The organism is Vibrio sp. HDW18 (assembly GCF_011306175.1).
Lineage (GTDB): Bacteria > Pseudomonadota > Gammaproteobacteria > Enterobacterales > Vibrionaceae > Vibrio > Vibrio chanodichtyis.
In genome coordinates this window covers 223,789-240,083 of record NZ_CP049914.1, presented here as the reverse complement: position 1 = coordinate 240,083, position 16,295 = coordinate 223,789, and the positions used below count along the sequence as shown (strand labels likewise).

The 16,295-nt window shown below is 47.0% G+C and carries 13 protein-coding genes and 1 riboswitch; of the genes, 5 read left to right on the top strand and 8 right to left on the bottom strand.

Annotation, left to right across the window (positions count from 1 at the left end):
- Positions 1–235: 235 nt before the first annotated feature.
- Entirely contained in the window at positions 236–2,308 is a 2,073-nt protein-coding gene (locus G7083_RS12855) for a sensor domain-containing diguanylate cyclase (protein WP_206212133.1), read from the bottom strand.
- 337 nt (positions 2,309–2,645) lie between these two features.
- On the opposite strand from G7083_RS12855, the gene G7083_RS12850 reads away from it, so the two are divergent.
- Entirely contained in the window at positions 2,646–3,122 is a 477-nt protein-coding gene (locus G7083_RS12850; protein WP_240911954.1) for a L,D-transpeptidase family protein, read from the top strand.
- 126 nt (positions 3,123–3,248) lie between these two features.
- Here G7083_RS12850 and aroG read toward each other — a convergent pair whose 3' ends face one another.
- The gene (gene aroG, locus G7083_RS12845; RefSeq protein WP_166015236.1) at positions 3,249–4,301 is read right to left on the bottom strand and encodes a 3-deoxy-7-phosphoheptulonate synthase AroG; all 1,053 of its coding nucleotides are present in this window, start codon (positions 4,299–4,301) and stop codon (positions 3,249–3,251) included.
- 320 nt (positions 4,302–4,621) lie between these two features.
- On the opposite strand from aroG, the gene G7083_RS12840 reads away from it, so the two are divergent.
- Positions 4,622–6,325: a phospho-sugar mutase gene (locus G7083_RS12840; RefSeq protein WP_166015235.1), complete on the top strand. Its 1,704-nt coding sequence runs from the start codon at positions 4,622–4,624 to the stop codon at positions 6,323–6,325.
- 101 nt (positions 6,326–6,426) lie between these two features.
- On the opposite strand, the gene G7083_RS12835 is transcribed toward G7083_RS12840, so the two are convergent.
- From G7083_RS12835 to G7083_RS12825, 3 genes are all read right to left on the bottom strand, one after another.
- Positions 6,427–6,741 carry a polymer-forming cytoskeletal protein gene (locus tag G7083_RS12835; protein WP_240911953.1) on the bottom strand — a complete coding sequence of 105 codons (315 nt, stop codon included), beginning with the start codon at positions 6,739–6,741 and terminating at the stop codon, positions 6,427–6,429.
- Entirely contained in the window at positions 6,738–7,679 is a 942-nt protein-coding gene (locus tag G7083_RS12830) for a M23 family metallopeptidase (protein ID WP_166015233.1), read from the bottom strand. Before G7083_RS12830 ends, G7083_RS12835 begins: the two co-directional genes overlap by 4 nt.
- Positions 7,680–7,870: 191 nt before the next feature.
- Positions 7,871–8,302 (bottom strand): YccF domain-containing protein, encoded by a 432-nt coding sequence (locus G7083_RS12825; protein ID WP_166015232.1) that lies wholly within the window; start codon positions 8,300–8,302, stop codon positions 7,871–7,873.
- Between the two features lie 355 nt (positions 8,303–8,657).
- On the opposite strand from G7083_RS12825, the gene trmY reads away from it, so the two are divergent.
- The gene (gene trmY / locus G7083_RS12820; RefSeq protein ID WP_166015231.1) at positions 8,658–9,263 is read left to right on the top strand and encodes a tRNA (pseudouridine(54)-N(1))-methyltransferase TrmY; all 606 of its coding nucleotides are present in this window, start codon (positions 8,658–8,660) and stop codon (positions 9,261–9,263) included.
- Between the two features lie 70 nt (positions 9,264–9,333).
- On the opposite strand, the gene ribB is transcribed toward trmY, so the two are convergent.
- Positions 9,334–9,990 carry a 3,4-dihydroxy-2-butanone-4-phosphate synthase gene (ribB, locus tag G7083_RS12815; protein WP_166015230.1) on the bottom strand — a complete coding sequence of 219 codons (657 nt, stop codon included), beginning with the start codon at positions 9,988–9,990 and terminating at the stop codon, positions 9,334–9,336.
- 105 nt (positions 9,991–10,095) lie between these two features.
- A riboswitch (FMN riboswitch) is annotated at positions 10,096–10,234 on the bottom strand.
- Positions 10,235–10,526: 292 nt separating this feature from the next.
- On the opposite strand from ribB, the gene G7083_RS12810 reads away from it, so the two are divergent.
- A complete protein-coding gene (locus tag G7083_RS12810; RefSeq protein ID WP_166015229.1) occupies positions 10,527–11,156 on the top strand; it encodes a DUF2057 family protein in 630 nt (209 codons plus the stop codon).
- An 87-nt stretch (positions 11,157–11,243) separates the two neighbouring features.
- Here the strand turns inward: G7083_RS12810 and G7083_RS12805 are convergent, their stop codons facing one another.
- Positions 11,244–12,635 carry a DASS family sodium-coupled anion symporter gene (locus G7083_RS12805; protein ID WP_166015228.1) on the bottom strand — a complete coding sequence of 464 codons (1,392 nt, stop codon included), beginning with the start codon at positions 12,633–12,635 and terminating at the stop codon, positions 11,244–11,246.
- 294 nt (positions 12,636–12,929) lie between these two features.
- Between G7083_RS12805 and G7083_RS12800 the strand changes: the two genes are divergently transcribed.
- Positions 12,930–13,886 (top strand): AEC family transporter, encoded by a 957-nt coding sequence (locus G7083_RS12800; RefSeq protein ID WP_166015227.1) that lies wholly within the window; start codon positions 12,930–12,932, stop codon positions 13,884–13,886.
- A gap of 113 nt (positions 13,887–13,999) precedes the next feature.
- Here G7083_RS12800 and glgB read toward each other — a convergent pair whose 3' ends face one another.
- On the bottom strand, positions 14,000–16,189 hold the full coding sequence (gene glgB, locus G7083_RS12795) for a 1,4-alpha-glucan branching protein GlgB (protein ID WP_166015226.1): 2,190 nt from the start codon (positions 16,187–16,189) through the stop codon (positions 14,000–14,002).
- Positions 16,190–16,295: the final 106 nt, after the last annotated feature.

The window sequence follows — 16,295 nt, the reverse complement described above, 5'->3', positions numbered from 1 at the left end:
TTGCTATGAGTTTATTTGGCTGATAACGAAAGCTATTGAATGGTATATCAAGACAAAGTTGACGCAGGTTTAACGAGATATCGATAACGATCTGAGATAGAACTTTCACTGAATTTAACATTAACAACTCTTACCTAAGAGCCGAGATGAACTATACACCGATTTCACCGAAACGCTACACTTATTTGTATAATTTACTGCGTGATGAGAAATTTATTGAATAAGGCTACTTTTGCTACGCCATTGGATCAACATTTTCAACCATCACTCCCACTATCTGATTGCGTCCCTGGCTTTTAGCTTGATACAAGGCTTTGTCCGCTTCGGCGTACAGCCGATCAAACTGTATCTCACGAGGTTTGTAACGTGATACCGCATAACCAATTGACACCGTGAGTACTTTACCGGCGGGATTTTGCTGATGTGGAATATGCTCAGCTTCAATATCATGCCGAATTTTTTCAGCAAGCGATTGAATTTCATCAGCATTACTATGAGTAGTCAGTAGCAAAAATTCCTCACCTCCAATCCGACAAAATAGCTCATGCTCAGACTGGGCATGTTGACTTAAGATATTGCCAATCCGCATCAGCGCGATATCACCTTCCAAATGACCATAACAATTATTGAATAGCCCAAAGTGATCCAGATCGAGCAAAATCACCCCATAATTGACCGCTTCGCTTGTCGCTTGCTCACAGGTTTGTTCCAGCAAATGCTCTAGCATGCGTCGGTTACCTAAGCGTGTCAGAGGATCCAATTTGGCCATAAGATCCAGCTGCTGATTGGCCTTATGTAAATCACGAGTGCGATTACGTACCTCAAGCTCCAAGGTTGCATTAAGAACCGAGATCGCTTCTTGCGCTTTCGCTCGCATCAAAACCTCGGTCAAGTTTGAAGCAAACATTCGAATCACTTCACGCAATTGGGAAGTCAGCACTGTGCGGCGGATCAAATTATCCACCGAAATGAAAGCGATCGGTGTACCTTTATCGGTCAACATAGTCATTGCCGTCCAACCATACCCGACTATCTTACAATCATGGTAAATTGGCACACTCTCTTTAAACACCACTTGATTAGGATGGAGTTTAGCCAGATCAACCACATGATTTTCATGGGTTGATCCTCGAAAATACGATTCATCCACGATGTTGCCTTGCATATCAGTGCCCCACGTTCCTTGTAGGTATGAGCAAGCTTCATCGGTCAAAAAGACCGCCATGCGGTCAATGCCCATTCGATTAATCGCAAAGTTGACTGCGGATTTACACACTTGACTGACTGTCATACAGCGGGAAAGCTCAACCATACTGGCATGCAGCATCCGCACATTTTGCTCTTGACGCATACGAATATAGATTTGCGCCAACAGTGAACCGAACGATTCCAGCATCTGTTTTTGGTATTCGGTGATCGGTTGCCGATGAATATAGTTATCAATTGCTATCCAACCAATGGTTTCATTACCGTCACGTAAGATCAGCATTCCATTCCACCCTTGGCCAACTACCTGACCTGCGGTATACAACGGGGCGGCCTCAACGACCATTAAGTTACATTCGTCATTGGATAACGCTTCAAGATATTGGCGCTCAACTTGATGTAAGTCGTATTGAGTATGATGCTCGTCAATCGTGTTGCCGGATTCATCGGTACCATAAGTCCCACTGAAACAACGCTTTTTCAAATCGAGCAGTAAAAATGCCGCGCGATCAAAACCGAGCCGATTGCGCATTGCTTCCACCGCAGCTCGGTGCAATTCATCCAAACTGGCTGGGTTGGACAGCTCGACTGCCACTTGATGAACCAGTTTCATATTATCAATAAACTGTTCACGCTGACGTATCTCGCTCAAATACTTGGCTTCACGCAAATCACGATGTTTAAACTCTTTGGATGCCTCAATTTCAGCACGTAAACACTGCCATTTGGACGCGATCAACTGCAAAAAATCCAGTTCTCCAGATTGAGTGCACAAATGCACTTGCTCTACGCACACCGCTTGAATGATCAAATAAGTACGATGTTGTGGGTGGTTATCGAGCATCAAAATAAAAGATTCACCACCCATAATCGGCAGATAATCCCAACGACAGGTATTGATCGCAAAAGGGATCACACCGTCAGAGGTATCAAATTGGGCCGCCCATACCCAAAAGACTTCCGGATAATCTTCTAGCCCGACAAAATCGCCATCGAAGAACAGAACTTCTGCCGTGGAAAATTGTGATGGTGCGCGCACAATGGCCGCCGCTTGTGACTGTAAATAAGTGATTAAATATTCGAAACTCGTCTCTGCCAACATTCGATAATTTCGACTTGAGGTCACTCTTTTCAATAAAGTTTGAGAAAACATGCGCAGCCTGACATTGATAATAGTTTTATTGTGGATAATCGCCGATTCTTTATCGGGCAAGCAATTGGCGATCTAACCGGCTGTTAAGTGCGCCGCATTTTTGGTTAATAATGAAACACATCCTCGGCACAAGCAGCATTTTTGCGAAGTTGTTTCCATTTATACCCATGATGAACCAAACTTTTTAAAAAATTTCTCATTATTGAGCCACGCTCTGCTTCGTGCCAATGACATTTAATATGGACATTTTATGCGTTTTTTGTGTACTGCATGGTTAACCCTACTGATGCTAGCCAATGTCTGCTTAGCTGCCGTTGACTTGGTTAAAATTGACTTGGTTGAAATTGACTTAGTGCACGTCGATAAATCGAAACGGCGTATGTATCTACTGCAAAATGGCGAAGTGATCCGTGAATATCGGATCGCACTGGGTCAAAAGCCGCACGGTCATAAGCAACAAGAAGGTGATCAACGCACACCGGAAGGCAACTATTTTTTGGATTTCATTATCGAAGAATCGAGTTTTTATCGCTCGATACACATTAGTTATCCGAATCAACAAGATTTGGTGCAAGCCCAATTACGCGGTATTGACCCTGGCGGAGATATTAAAATTCATGGTTTGAAAAATGGCGATGCCAGAGATCCCGCTTTCATACAAAGCTTTGACTGGACCAATGGCTGCATTGCCCTGACCAATCAAGAAATGGATGAGTTTCTAAGCGTAGTTAAGCCGGGAACGCCTATCACCATTGAATGGTAATGAGATCACCATCAAGACATGGTTTGAACTATTGAACTTGATTGGTATGAGTGAGGTATCGTTAACCGGAACTTGGGATAACCATCTGGATAGTCCCGCGTTCCGATTATTGATCTAATGCGCGGCTTAGGCTTGGCGACGAGTGGCCACTGCGGCAGCCAATTGACGCAACACCGTTTCAGTCTCTGGCCAACCAATGCAGGCATCGGTGATCGATTGACCGTAAGTCAAACACCCCTCAGGGGTCAAATCTTGACGACCTTCCACCAAGTGCGATTCAATCATCACCCCAAAAATGGCATGTTCACCTTGGGCAATCTGCGCCGCCACATCTTGTGCCACCACCATTTGCCGCTGATACTGCTTAGAGCTGTTGGCATGGCTAAAATCAATCATCACTTTTTGTGGTAAGCCAGCGACTTCCAGCTCTTGTTTAATATTGTTGACATGCTCCGCACTATAGTTTGGCTGTTTACCACCACGCAAAATAATGTGGCAATCAGGGTTACCTGCGGTTTCAACAATCGCCGAGTGGCCAAATTTAGTAACCGATAAGAAGTGGTGTGACGCACCAGCAGATCGGATCGCATCCGATGCGATTTTGATGTTGCCATCGGTACCGTTTTTAAAACCAACTGGACATGACAACCCTGAAGCTAATTCTCGGTGTACTTGCGACTCCGTGGTGCGTGCGCCAATTGCGCCCCAACTGATCAAATCCGCCACGTATTGTGGAGTGATCATATCGAGAAACTCACTGGCGGTGGGCATACCGATATCGGTCAGATCAAGTAACAGTTTACGTGCCATACGCAAACCATGATTAATTTCATAGGTATCATTAAGATACGGATCATTGATTAAGCCTTTCCAACCTACTGTGGTGCGTGGCTTTTCAAAATAGACTCGCATGACAATTTCTAGCTGTTCGCTGAGCTCATCACGCAATACTTTTAAACGCTGGCCATATTCCATCGCCGCTTTAGGATCATGTATCGAACAAGGACCAATCACCACTAACAGGCGATCATCTTGATTTTGCAACATGTTGTGAATCGCATTGCGCGCTTGAAATGTAGTAGACGCTGCAGTCTCGGTAGCGGGAAATTTTTCCAATACCGCAATCGGCGGTAGTAATTGTTTGATTTTTTTAATTTTTACATCATCGGTTTGCAACATCTTTACATCATCCTTAACTTTATTCTGGCTAGTCAGCTCGATGCCTGTAGCCTTGATAATCACTGCATCTATCGTTTGTTTGAGTAACTTATCGACACCAACACAATATCGCAAGCACTATTTTAAAACAAAGGCAAGATTTTGCTTTTCTTTATCAACCAGCCTCTATGTAAAAAATAAATTACACTCATCAACTTATCATCGGCTAAACTCTCAATAGCAATATGCCAACAAGTCCAGTTTAGCGATTGCGGCGATGTTTTAGAGCATAGAGATTACATAAACTGCAACTTCACAGCTCAATACCGAGAAGAGACACCATGAATTTAATCGTCACCCAGTGGTTGGCCAAAGATCCCGATCCAAAGACCCGTCATGAACTGCAACAGTTGATCGATGCTCAGCAGGAAACACAAATTGCCGAACGCTTTCAAGCTCGGCTAGAATTTGGCACCGCCGGACTACGCGGCAAAGTGGGCTGTGGTCCAAATCGGATGAACCGTTTGGTCATTCAAGAAACCTCCGCCGGACTCGGGCATTATCTGCTGGCTCAAGTACCAGACGCGCAGCGGCGCGGGGTGGTGATCGGCTATGATGGCCGGCTCGATTCTCGACAATTTGCGCACGATACCGCCAGCGTGCTCACTTCCCTTGGCATCAAGACTTATCTGACTCACCAAGTGGCTGCGACCCCTATTGTGGCGTTCGGTGTACGTTATTTCAACGCTGCCGCCGCAGTGGTGGTAACCGCCAGCCACAACCCGCCAGAGTACAACGGCTTTAAAGTGTATTGGGAAAATGGCGCGCAAATTATTCCGCCCCACGATGCTGGGATTGCCGCTTGTATCAACCAAGCTGCGCAACAAGCAATTCCTTATCTCGTTCTTGAACAGGCAGAGCAACAAGGGCTGCTGCATTGGCTGCGCGATGAGTATTACCAAACCTACCGTAATACCATTGGTGCAAGCCCATTGCTGCAGCACCATACCCAGCCGCAAGCACTGAGCTTAGCTTACACTGCAATGCACGGCGTCGGAGCAAAAATGGCACAAACCTTACTGGCGGATGCTGGCTTTACCGATGTCCACAGCGTATCAGAGCAGCGCGAGCCAGATGGCACCTTCCCTACCGTTAATTTTCCCAACCCTGAGGAAGCGGGCGCGATGGATATGGTGATAGCACTCGCCAAGCAAACTGGCGCTCAGCTTGCCTGTGCCAATGATCCCGATGCAGATCGCTTTGCCGTAGCGGCTCGTAAAGCCGATGGTGAATACCAAATGCTGACTGGCGATCAAGTGGGTTCACTGTTTGGTCACTACCTGCTATCACAAACCGATGCTGACCGCCAATTAGTCGGTAACACGATCGTCTCTTCCAGCCTGCTGAGTAAAATCGCCGCAGCACATGGTGCACATTACTATCAGACCTTAACCGGTTTTAAATGGCTAACCAACGTGGCAATGCAACAGCAAACCGAACAGCAGCAATTTCTGTTCGCCTATGAAGAAGCGCTGGGTTATACCATTGGCAGCCGTGTATGGGATAAAGATGGCCTTTCAGCACTGGTCGCTTTTGCTCAACTCGCCGCAGAGCTTAACGCACAGGGTAAAACGGTATGGGATCAGCTGGAAGCGCTGTATCGCCAGCATGGTCTGCACCTTAACGCACAGCGCAGCATAGCACTGGCGCCTAACTCGCCACCCATCGGTGATAAATTGCGTGCTACACCACCCACCGAGATTGGCGGATGTAACGTGTTAATCGTGGAAGATTTTAAACAAGCGCGCCGCACCTTTGCCGATGGTAAAAGCGAAGCGATCACCCTACCAACCAGTGATGTACTGATCTACCATCTGGAAGGTGGTGCTCGGGTGATTGTGCGCCCATCGGGTACCGAGCCTAAACTTAAGTGTTATTACGAAGTGATCACTCACTTAGCTGCAAGCGAAAGTTTTGCCAATGCTCAGCAACGAGCAGAGCAACAAATGGCAGCACTTATTGCACAGCATCAAGCGAGTTTATAAGCTCCAGCAAACCCATCGCCATACATAGCGATAAGCACCTTAATTCGCTCATCCCAAAGAGAGGGAAAATCCCTCTCTTTAACTCCCCTCACCGCGGTAACTTAACTTTCAGCGACCGCTTTAGCCTCTTGAAAATCAACTACTTGATGCTCTGGTGCCGCATGGGTATTACCGGTAAAACGACCACCATGTTCAATACTAAGATCATCACTAAACAAAGTACCGTTAACCCGCCCTTTGTTTAGGATCTCAATTTTTGCAGCGTGACCCGTCCCTTCAAATTGACCATTGATGATCAGATGATCGGCAAAGATTTCGCCATAGACCACCCCGCTTTCGCTAATCACCAGCATTTTATCAACCTGCAGTTTGCCTTCCACCAGACCATCAATCTGAATACTGCTCTCAATCTTCAACTCTCCGGAGATATGGCTACCTTTTGCGATGAGAGTTGTAGCTGAGAGCTGACTCTTTGCTCGACTTTGTTTACTAAAGATTCCCATCGTATACCTCTTACTTTAGTGAATAGGGTTTCAAAATCATTCACTCCCCAATCGACAAAAGGTCGTGGGTCTAACGAACGACCGATAAAACGAATTTCATAATGTAAATGTGGACCAGACGAAAGCCCACTATTACCGGAATAGCCTAATAAATCGCCTTTTTGCACAAATTCACCACTTTTCACCGCAAATTTCTGCAGATGTGAATAAGAGCTACTAAAACCGTAAGCGTGCTGTAAGCGAATAAAATTGCCGGAGCCAACATTACTGGCGCGGGTCACTTCAACCACCCCATCGGCAGGCGCATAAATTGGCGTGCCGATATTGACCGCGAAATCTTGCCCGCGGTGCAACTTGGCATCCTTGGTCACCGGATGGACTCGTTTACCATAACCAGAAGAAATCCGCGCGCCGGGCGTTGGTGAACCACTGGGAATTTGCGTCAACATCAGCGTACGTACTGAAGAGGTGATCGCGGCTGCATCCAAACGCGACTCCAGCTCGGCACCACTCTCATCCACACCGAGCACTTTCTCTAAATCACCCAATCGATCGGAAACCAACTGAATTTTCTCTTCACGCACCGTCAAATCATTTTCTAGGCTCTCTTTTAACTCACGCAGTGAAGAGATCTCCTCAAGCAATGACATTGAATGAGTCTCTAATTCTTGCTGCTTGAGTTTGGCAAAATCCATCTGGTGCTTTAGATAATAAATAACCCCGCCCACCGCGAGTACACTCACCAAAAAGATATAACCTAAGCTCTTAAGGAATAATCGAAAAAATTTATCCAAATGAAAATGTTGGGTTCCATGAATCGAGGAAACCGAAACAATCACACGTTCTTTCATAGGGTTCTATATGCTGCATCTGGATAATAAAGTGCGGCGAATAATAGCAAGGAACTAGCGTTACCTAAACCTTTTGCATGAGACGATTGAAGCTAACTCACAACCTTAAGCGGTATTTTGTGCATAAAGACAAAACCAACGCTTAAATAAAATTGCTAAACAATCAAGGGGATCTGCTTAACCGTTCTGAATTACCGCACACCATAGCGAGCGCGTGCCGCGTCTTGATTGGACACGATAGTTTTACCAATCGGAGCCAAAGAAATGATCGCCAGCTTTAAATGCTGCAACGCAAACGGAATACCAATGATGGTCACAAAACAGGCTACCGCAGACAAAATATGCCCTATCGCCAACCAAAAACCCGCCAAGATAAACCAAATAATATTACCCAATACGCCAAATCCGCTGGTACCAATATCGGTTTGGTCAGTCAATTCATCACGGGCAATCGCTTGATAACCAAACGGCCAGAATGAGAAATTGCCGATCACAAAACAGGCGCGCCCCCATGGAATACCAATGATGCTGATAAAGGCCAGCACACCAAATAGCCACCAAGCTAAGCCCATGACCAATCCACCGCATAAAAACCAAATAATGTTACCGAGTGTTCTTAACATTGTTCTTCCTGCCCTACTATTGCAACGCTGTCCACCGATGGACGATACTCAGTGTGCCACAAGCCATATCAAAGACAACACCAATAATGTTGAGCGAACTATACCCAAACAACTTGGAGTTGCAGGTAGGCGGCAAGTGAGTGAGTCCCCATGAGCATAGACAAACTATGTGATTGGGGTGAATAAACGTAGCCAACACCGCTGCAGCTTCAAGTAGGAAGGGGATATGTCGGTAGTTAACATCCACTAGGCGGATGTAGACATTCCTCTTATTGAACCATAATAAAACACTGGTCAACCGCAAGCGGCTTAGCGACAATACTCGACCTTGAATGACCATCGAATGAGAAATCCCATGCGCAGTTTTATCCTCCGAGCGCGCTCTGCCCCTACCGACAGCCAACGCCTATTGGCAGAAGTGGGTGGCAAATGCCATAGCGAAATTTTGGCTCACTGCATGATGAACAGCCTGTTTACTGCTCAGTCACATCGTGAAGATGTGGTGATCCATCTGGTGCTGGAAAGCACCCACGATTATTCACGCACCATCACTGTTGAATCGAATCACATCAGTGATGTCGGGGGCTTTCATGAAGCGGCCTTGCTGGCACTGCTGGTCAAAGCGCTCGACGCATCAGTGGGAATGGGTAAAGAACAAACTCGTGTCGTTCAGCCGGGTTTGACCGTGCGCACCATCAGCTTTGAAGCGCTACTCGGTGAATTGGCGGGGCAGCATTCGCTGTACATGATGGATAAAAAGGGCGATTCGATCCGTGAGATTGAGATTGGTCCAAATCCGTGTTTTATTCTGACCGACCACATCCCGATGCCCAAGAAAAGCGGTAATTCGATGAAGCGACTTGGCGTCGAAAAAATCAGCCTTGGACCCAAAATGCTATTCGCTTCGCAGTGTGTGACGCTGATCCATAACGAAATCGATCATCAACAAGCCGGTTGGTAATCGCTACTCGAATCCACTGCGTGCAGCTATCAGCCCTGAACAGATCAATCAGGGCTGATTTTTTGCAAGCTTACGCCAATTTCAAATCAAACTGGATACGATACTGCACCATATCTTCAATCGTGAGTACAGGCATATTGTGCAACTTGCCAAATTCGATGATTTCTGGCGTTTTAGCCATGCTGCCATCTGGGTTGGTCAATTCACACAGCACTCCGGCGGGCTGTAAACCGGCCATCTGCATCAAATCGACCGTACCTTCGGTATGACCACGCCGCGCTAACACGCCACCAGCGCGCGCGCGCAGTGGAAATACATGGCCAGGACGCGCTAAATCTTCCGCTTTCGCTTGTGGATTCGCCGCTGTTTTAATCGTGGTCACGCGATCTTGGGCTGACACGCCAGTTGTGACACCGTATTTAGCTTCAATCGATACGGTAAACGCGGTTTGATTGGCACTGTTATTGTTGACCACCATCGGTGGCAGGGCTAGGCGATCGGCCTGTGCTTCGGTCAAACACAAGCAGACAATCCCGCTGCATTCACGGATCATCAACGCCATCTGTGCGTTAGTCAGTGATTCAACCGCGTAGATAATATCGCCTTCGTTTTCCCGATCTTCATCATCGAGCAATAGTACACCGCGCCCTTCACGCAAGGCTTGCAGTGCGTTATCCACGCGAGTGATTGGGTCGCCAAATTCGGCAAGTAATGAGGACTGATTCATGGTAATACTCCAAAAAATGACCAGAATCAGGGCGTAAGAGGGATCTGAATTTACCACCAAGCACCACTCTCGCTATGGCAAAGCCACAGCGAGCTGCAGTGTGTTGGTCATTCTCTCTCATCCGGACTATCACCGTCGGCTCTGGCTTTTCACCAGATCTGCTGACCTCGAAACCTCGAGCGCTCGTGGGCTCACCTTACGGCATACCACCGGTGGGGAATTGCACCCCGCCCTGAGAATATTGTGCAGTTACCGACACTTTCGGCAACGCCGCTTAGTGTAATCACTTCAATCGACGCTGAAAAGCGTTACTGAACAACTGATTTCTTACACCATCTCATCGCTATGCAACCGAATCACTTTTTAATCAACGGGTATCCTTCATGCTTTGGGTTGCTCTTCTATCTTCAAGCGATTATTGATTAAATTTCAGTGAATTTGCTTAACTTTATCCCGTGTAAAGCTTGCCTTTTATGGCATCACAGCGCACCCTTGAACGCACTCGTCACACGAATGAATATCACAAAGGATCTGCTATGAAATTTATACCGCGTCTGTCTGGTTTACTGGCGCTCTGCCTTGCGGCTTCAGCCCATGCCACGGTTACCATCGAGATCCCCGATACCATCGATTTATTGGTGGTCAATGGTGCGAGTCCGCAGCTATCGGGCGGTTTTTTTAGTGCCAATAAAAAACTGGAGCTGAATGATGGTGAACAGCAAATCGTGTTCCGCTATGCACCTTATTTTAACCAAGGTAGTGAGCGGATCATGGTCGAGAGCGAAGTGGTGATCGCCACTTTTGATGCCGCCAATCAGCAACTCTCATTTGATTTGCCTCAATATCGTAATGCGAACCAAGCCAACAAAGCCATCAAAACCATGCAGTGGCAATTGGTTGATCAACAAGGCCAAGCGCTACAACTGCGTCAAGATCGCTTGATTAAACCAGGAATGCAAATTGGCCGTAATTTTGAATTTGAAGCCTCGGAATACAACCGCACCAGTGGGATTGCCGCGCTCAATAATCAGGTTGAAACGCCAGCCAGCGTGAGTGACAGCACTGTAATGCCCGCTTCGACCGCAGAAGAGATGCTGCATTTTTGGTATCAAAAAGCCGACCCTGAAACCAAAACGCGTTTTAAGGCCTTCGTTAATCAGCAATAATTCACGCATCACCATAAACGATGGTGGATGGATGACAATCAAAAATGAGGCCTTGCTGGCCTCATTTTTGATCGACTGGCGCTGTGCTCATGATTGCCAAAACAGCATGGCAATCATAGTCAGTAAACCAATACAGGTGATATTCAAGTAAAGTCCGACCCGCATCATTTCGCTTTGCTTAATATGCCCAGAGGCAAACACAATCGCATTCGGTGGTGTGGCAACAGGCAACATAAAGGCACACGATGCGGCAACCGCAATTAATACCGACAGCAGTACCGGCGACATGCCAAACACCTCGGCAATCGTCGCAAACACAGGGATCAAGAGTGCCGCACTGGCCGTATTACTGGCAAATTCGGTCAAAAAGACCACAAATGCCGCAACCGCCAAAATCACCACCAAGATCCCCATATCAGAGACCATGTCACTCAACTCGTTAGCCAAAAACACACTGGTTCCGGTCTGTTTAAGTACATTACTCAGACACAAACCACCACCAAACAGCAGTAATACGCCCCAATCTGCCGTTTTTTGGATCTCTTTCCAGTGCACCACTCGGGCAAAGCTGACCATCAAAATCGCACCTAATGCCACCAAGGTATCAAAGCTATTAAAACCACCCAGCAGCGCGTTGACAGGGGTACTAAAAATCCACAGCAGCACTGTTAAGCCAAAGATAGCCAGTGTGACCACTTTGCCTTTATCCCAATCAACAGGCGCACGTTGTAAGGCAAAACTACCACTTAAATTTGGCTTGAGCAGAAGATACAGCAAGCCAATCGCGATCGGTAGCATCAGCATCGCGGTGGGCAAACCAAACTTCATCCAATCGGTGAAAGAGAGCCCAACTTCCGCCGCTGCAATCGCATTCGGTGGACTGCCAACTAAGGTAGCAATACCACCAATGCTGGCGCTGTAAGCAATGCCTAACAACACAAACACATAAGTGTTACGTTGCTTATCCGCATCCACTTTACTTAATACCCCCAATACCAACGGTAACATCATCGCTGCGGTGGCGGTATTACTGATCCACATCGAAAGCAGTGCTGTTACTCCAAACAGCATAAAAACCGCCACACTCATTTTGCCTTGTGCCAGCGCCAGTACTTTATCCGCAATCACCTTATCCAATCCTTGATGATGCATGGCAGCAGCCAAAGCAAAACCACCTAAAAATAGGAAAATGATCGAGTTGGCAAAATTATTCAGTGCAGCTTGGGTATCAAAAATACCCAGCAGCACTGCCAGCACCGGCACCAAAATTGCGGTTACGGTAACATGCAGTGCTTCGGTTAACCAAAGTACCGCGATAAAGATCAGCATACTGAGCCCTAGTACCACATTGGGTTCATAAGGTAGCCAATGATAAAGCGCGAGAAACAAGGCAATATCGGCCAAAATGATCAAGCTATTACGATGGAGAAACCATTCGCGGGTATTGGTGGGCAATGGGACAGTGTCGTTTCTATTCATTATTATTTTCCTTATTGGGGCTGAATTCGGCGCCATGATCCCACAGATTGAAGTCAAAAAATGATTAGCATTGCAAAATTGTTAACTAAGCCAAAACCACGCTTACAAAATTAACATGATCGAACAATTGCATGACTGATTGGCCTTGGTTTAGCTCCCACCAACAAGATAGACCACCCAAACGATTCATGATTTACCGCATATGGCGCACAAAAAATTGCGCCAAAATCCGATTTGCCTACCCATCAATTTGTGGAAGAATGCACGGATTAAAAGTGTATTCAATGGATTGATATGAATAATATTCTCGCTCATCTGCAATTTTCCGCCGCCATTACTGGCCCCATCTGCTTAATGCTCGGCCTAGGGATATGGTTCAAACGCATCAATCTAATCAACGAAAATTTTATTGAAGTTGCTTCACGTATTGTGTTTCAGGTGACACTGCCAACCATGCTATTTTTAAGCATTGTTAGCTCGAAGCATGATTTCTCTTCCAGCCTCTCGTTGGTACTGTATAGCTTAATCGCCAATGCGCTGTTTTTTATCTTTACCCTGTTTAGCGTTAGAAAAATAATCAAAAAAACCAATGATTGCGGCGTGGTCACCCAAGGCAGCTTTCGAGCCAATACCGCGATCATCGGTTTAGCTTATGTCGCCAATATGTATAGTAGTGCCGGTGTCGCGCTAGCCGCCATTTATGTTGCCGCCACCTCGATCCTGTTTAATATTCAAGCGGTGATAGCTCTAACACCACGCGGCGAGAGTAATGGTTGGCAAGTGGGCAAATTAATGGTCAAGACATTAACCAAAAACCCCTTAATCATCTCGATCGCACTGGGCTTAGTGTGCTATCTCTCAGGTCTACCTATGCCGAAAATGGTCACCGATGCTGGGCACTATTTCGCCAACATGACCTTACCGCTAGCTCTGCTGTGTGCGGGTGGATCACTCAATCTAGATGCCTTAAAGCAAGATAGCCACAGCGCTTGGTTGGCTACCGGCTATAAGCTGGTACTCTCTCCTTTACTGATCACGGGCGGAGCGTGGATGTTTGGCTTTCGTGGCTTAGATCTCGGGTTGCTGTTTTTAATGAGCTGCGCACCCACTTCCGCCGCCAGTTATGTGATGGCACGCGCAATGGGCGGTAATGCTTTATTAGCCGCCAATATTGTGGCCCTGACCACCGTGGTGTCGCTGTTAACTTGTACGCTCGGGATTTTTCTGCTTACCAGTTTTGGCATGATCTGATCACGCATCCTAAGTCATGGTGACCCATTAACTTTACTGCCGATCGCCTAAGATCGGCCAAAAATCAACCCGCCGTAGCGGGTTAAATTTTTGCGCTTGAGCGGTAATACCAGCTATTGTGCGATCCACTGATAGAACAGCGTCGCTAGGGGTGGCAAATGCAGTAACAGGGATTGATCTAAACCTTGGCTGACCACGCTTGCCGTGCTGACTTGCTGCAATACCGAGTAATCGCTGCCATGATACTGTTTGGCATCCGTATTCAGCAGCAATTGGTAACGCCCAGCCTGTGGAACACCAAGCCGAAACGCTTGCTGTGGAACGGGAGTGAAGTTAGTAATGACTAACACACGCTGGCCAGTTTCATCCATTCGTTCATGAGCAATCACACTAAGATCCGCATCATCTTGCAAGCGCCACTCAAAACCACGCGGATCGCAATCCAACTGATGTAGTGAACTCTGCGCCTGATACAGATGGTTTAAATCACGCACTAAGCGTTGGATCCCAGCATGACGCTCAAACTGAGTCAGGAACCATTGTAACTGTCCATCGTGATCCCACTCTGCGGTTTGTCCAAGCTCAGTGCCCATAAAGTTGAGCTTTTTACCCGGCTGACCATACATATAACCTAAATATGCGCGTAAGTTGGCGGTTTGTTGCCACTCATCACCCGGCATTTTGTAGATAAGTGAGCCCTTACCATACACCACTTCATCGTGTGACAAAGAGAGAACATAGTTCTCACTAAACGCATAAATCAGTGGGAAAGTGAGCGTATTATGGTGGTATTTGCGATGCACCGGATCTTGCTTGATATAGGATAAGCTGTCGTGCATCCAGCCCATATTCCATTTGAAACCAAAGCCTAAACCGCCAACAAATGTTGGCGCAGAAACACCGGGAAACGCGGTCGACTCTTCGGCGATCGTCATTGCATTCGGGAAATGCTTGTACACTTCCTCATTCATCCACTTAAAGGTGGCGATCGCATCGTAATTTTCACGACCACCATCAATATTCGGGATCCATTGATCGTGGCTACGCGAATAGTCCAGATACAGCATTGAAGCCACCGCATCAACGCGGATCCCATCAATATGGAACATCTCAAACCAATACAGCGCATTCGAGACGAGTAAACGGCGTACATGCTCACGGCCTAAATCGTAGATATAAGAATTCCAGTCTTGGTGCCAACCACGGCGCGGATCGGGATCATGGTACAGCGGTGTGCCATCAAAATTGGCCAGACCATGAGAGTCGGAGGGAAAATGCGCCGGAACCCAATCGAGCACCACCCCAATTCCTGCTTGGTGGCAGCTATCGACCAGATATTTAAAGTCATCAGGCGAGCCATAACGACTGGTTGGTGCAAACAAACCAATCGGCTGGTAGCCCCAAGAGCCATAAAACGGATGTTCCGCCACCGGCATCAGTTCAACATGGGTGTAACCCATCTCAAGCAGATAAGGCACTAATTGATCGGCTAATTGACGATAGTTCAACAATTCGCCGTGTTCGCCTCGCTTCCACGAGCCCACATGCAGTTCATAAAAAGAGAGCGCTTGCTTACGTTTTTCGGTTACTGGGCGCTGTAACCATGCATGATCTTGCCACTGATAACGGTGATGATCATAAGTCACCGAAGCAAAAGAAGGGTATTGCTCGGCATAAAAACCCCACGGATCGGCTTTATGCGGTAAACCTTCGCCCTGTGGGCCTTTGAGTTCAAATTTGTACTGCACGCCTTCGCTCAAACCAGGAATAAAAATCCCCCATATCCCGTAGTCTAGGCGCTGCATCGGATGACGGCGGCCATCCCAATGGTTAAATGCACCAATTAAACTACACGCGGTGGCATGGGGTGCATAAACCAGAAAACGTACACCAGAAACTCTGTCACCACCGCGTGATAGGGTAACAAACTGCGCTCCCAACTGGTGATACATTTGCTTGGGGGTGTGTAAATCTTCATATTCAGCGTAAATCGTATGGTATTGGTATGGATCATCAATCAGCTGCTCGCTCCCCGCCGAATCAACTGCCAACTGGTAGTGAATATCGCGCAACTCATGGCTATCCTTGAGGATAAAACCACCATCACTTTCACGTTCTAACCTGATACGCGGCTGCCCCTCCACCACTAACTCGACTTTATCCGCCTCTGGTATCCAAACTCGTAATCTACTTTGTTGCTCAGTAAGATAAGGACCTAAAAATGAAAAAGGATCGGCGAACGCCGCTCGCGCTAACTGATCATATATTGCTGGGATCGATGATGGATTTTTCGTGCTCTTCAAAGCTAACTCCTAACCTAACTCACGAGATATCCCTTGTGGCTTAAAAAGCGGAACATTGGATCAGCGCCTTCAAGTTATTGGGGCATAAAACAAAGCCCGCAAATCG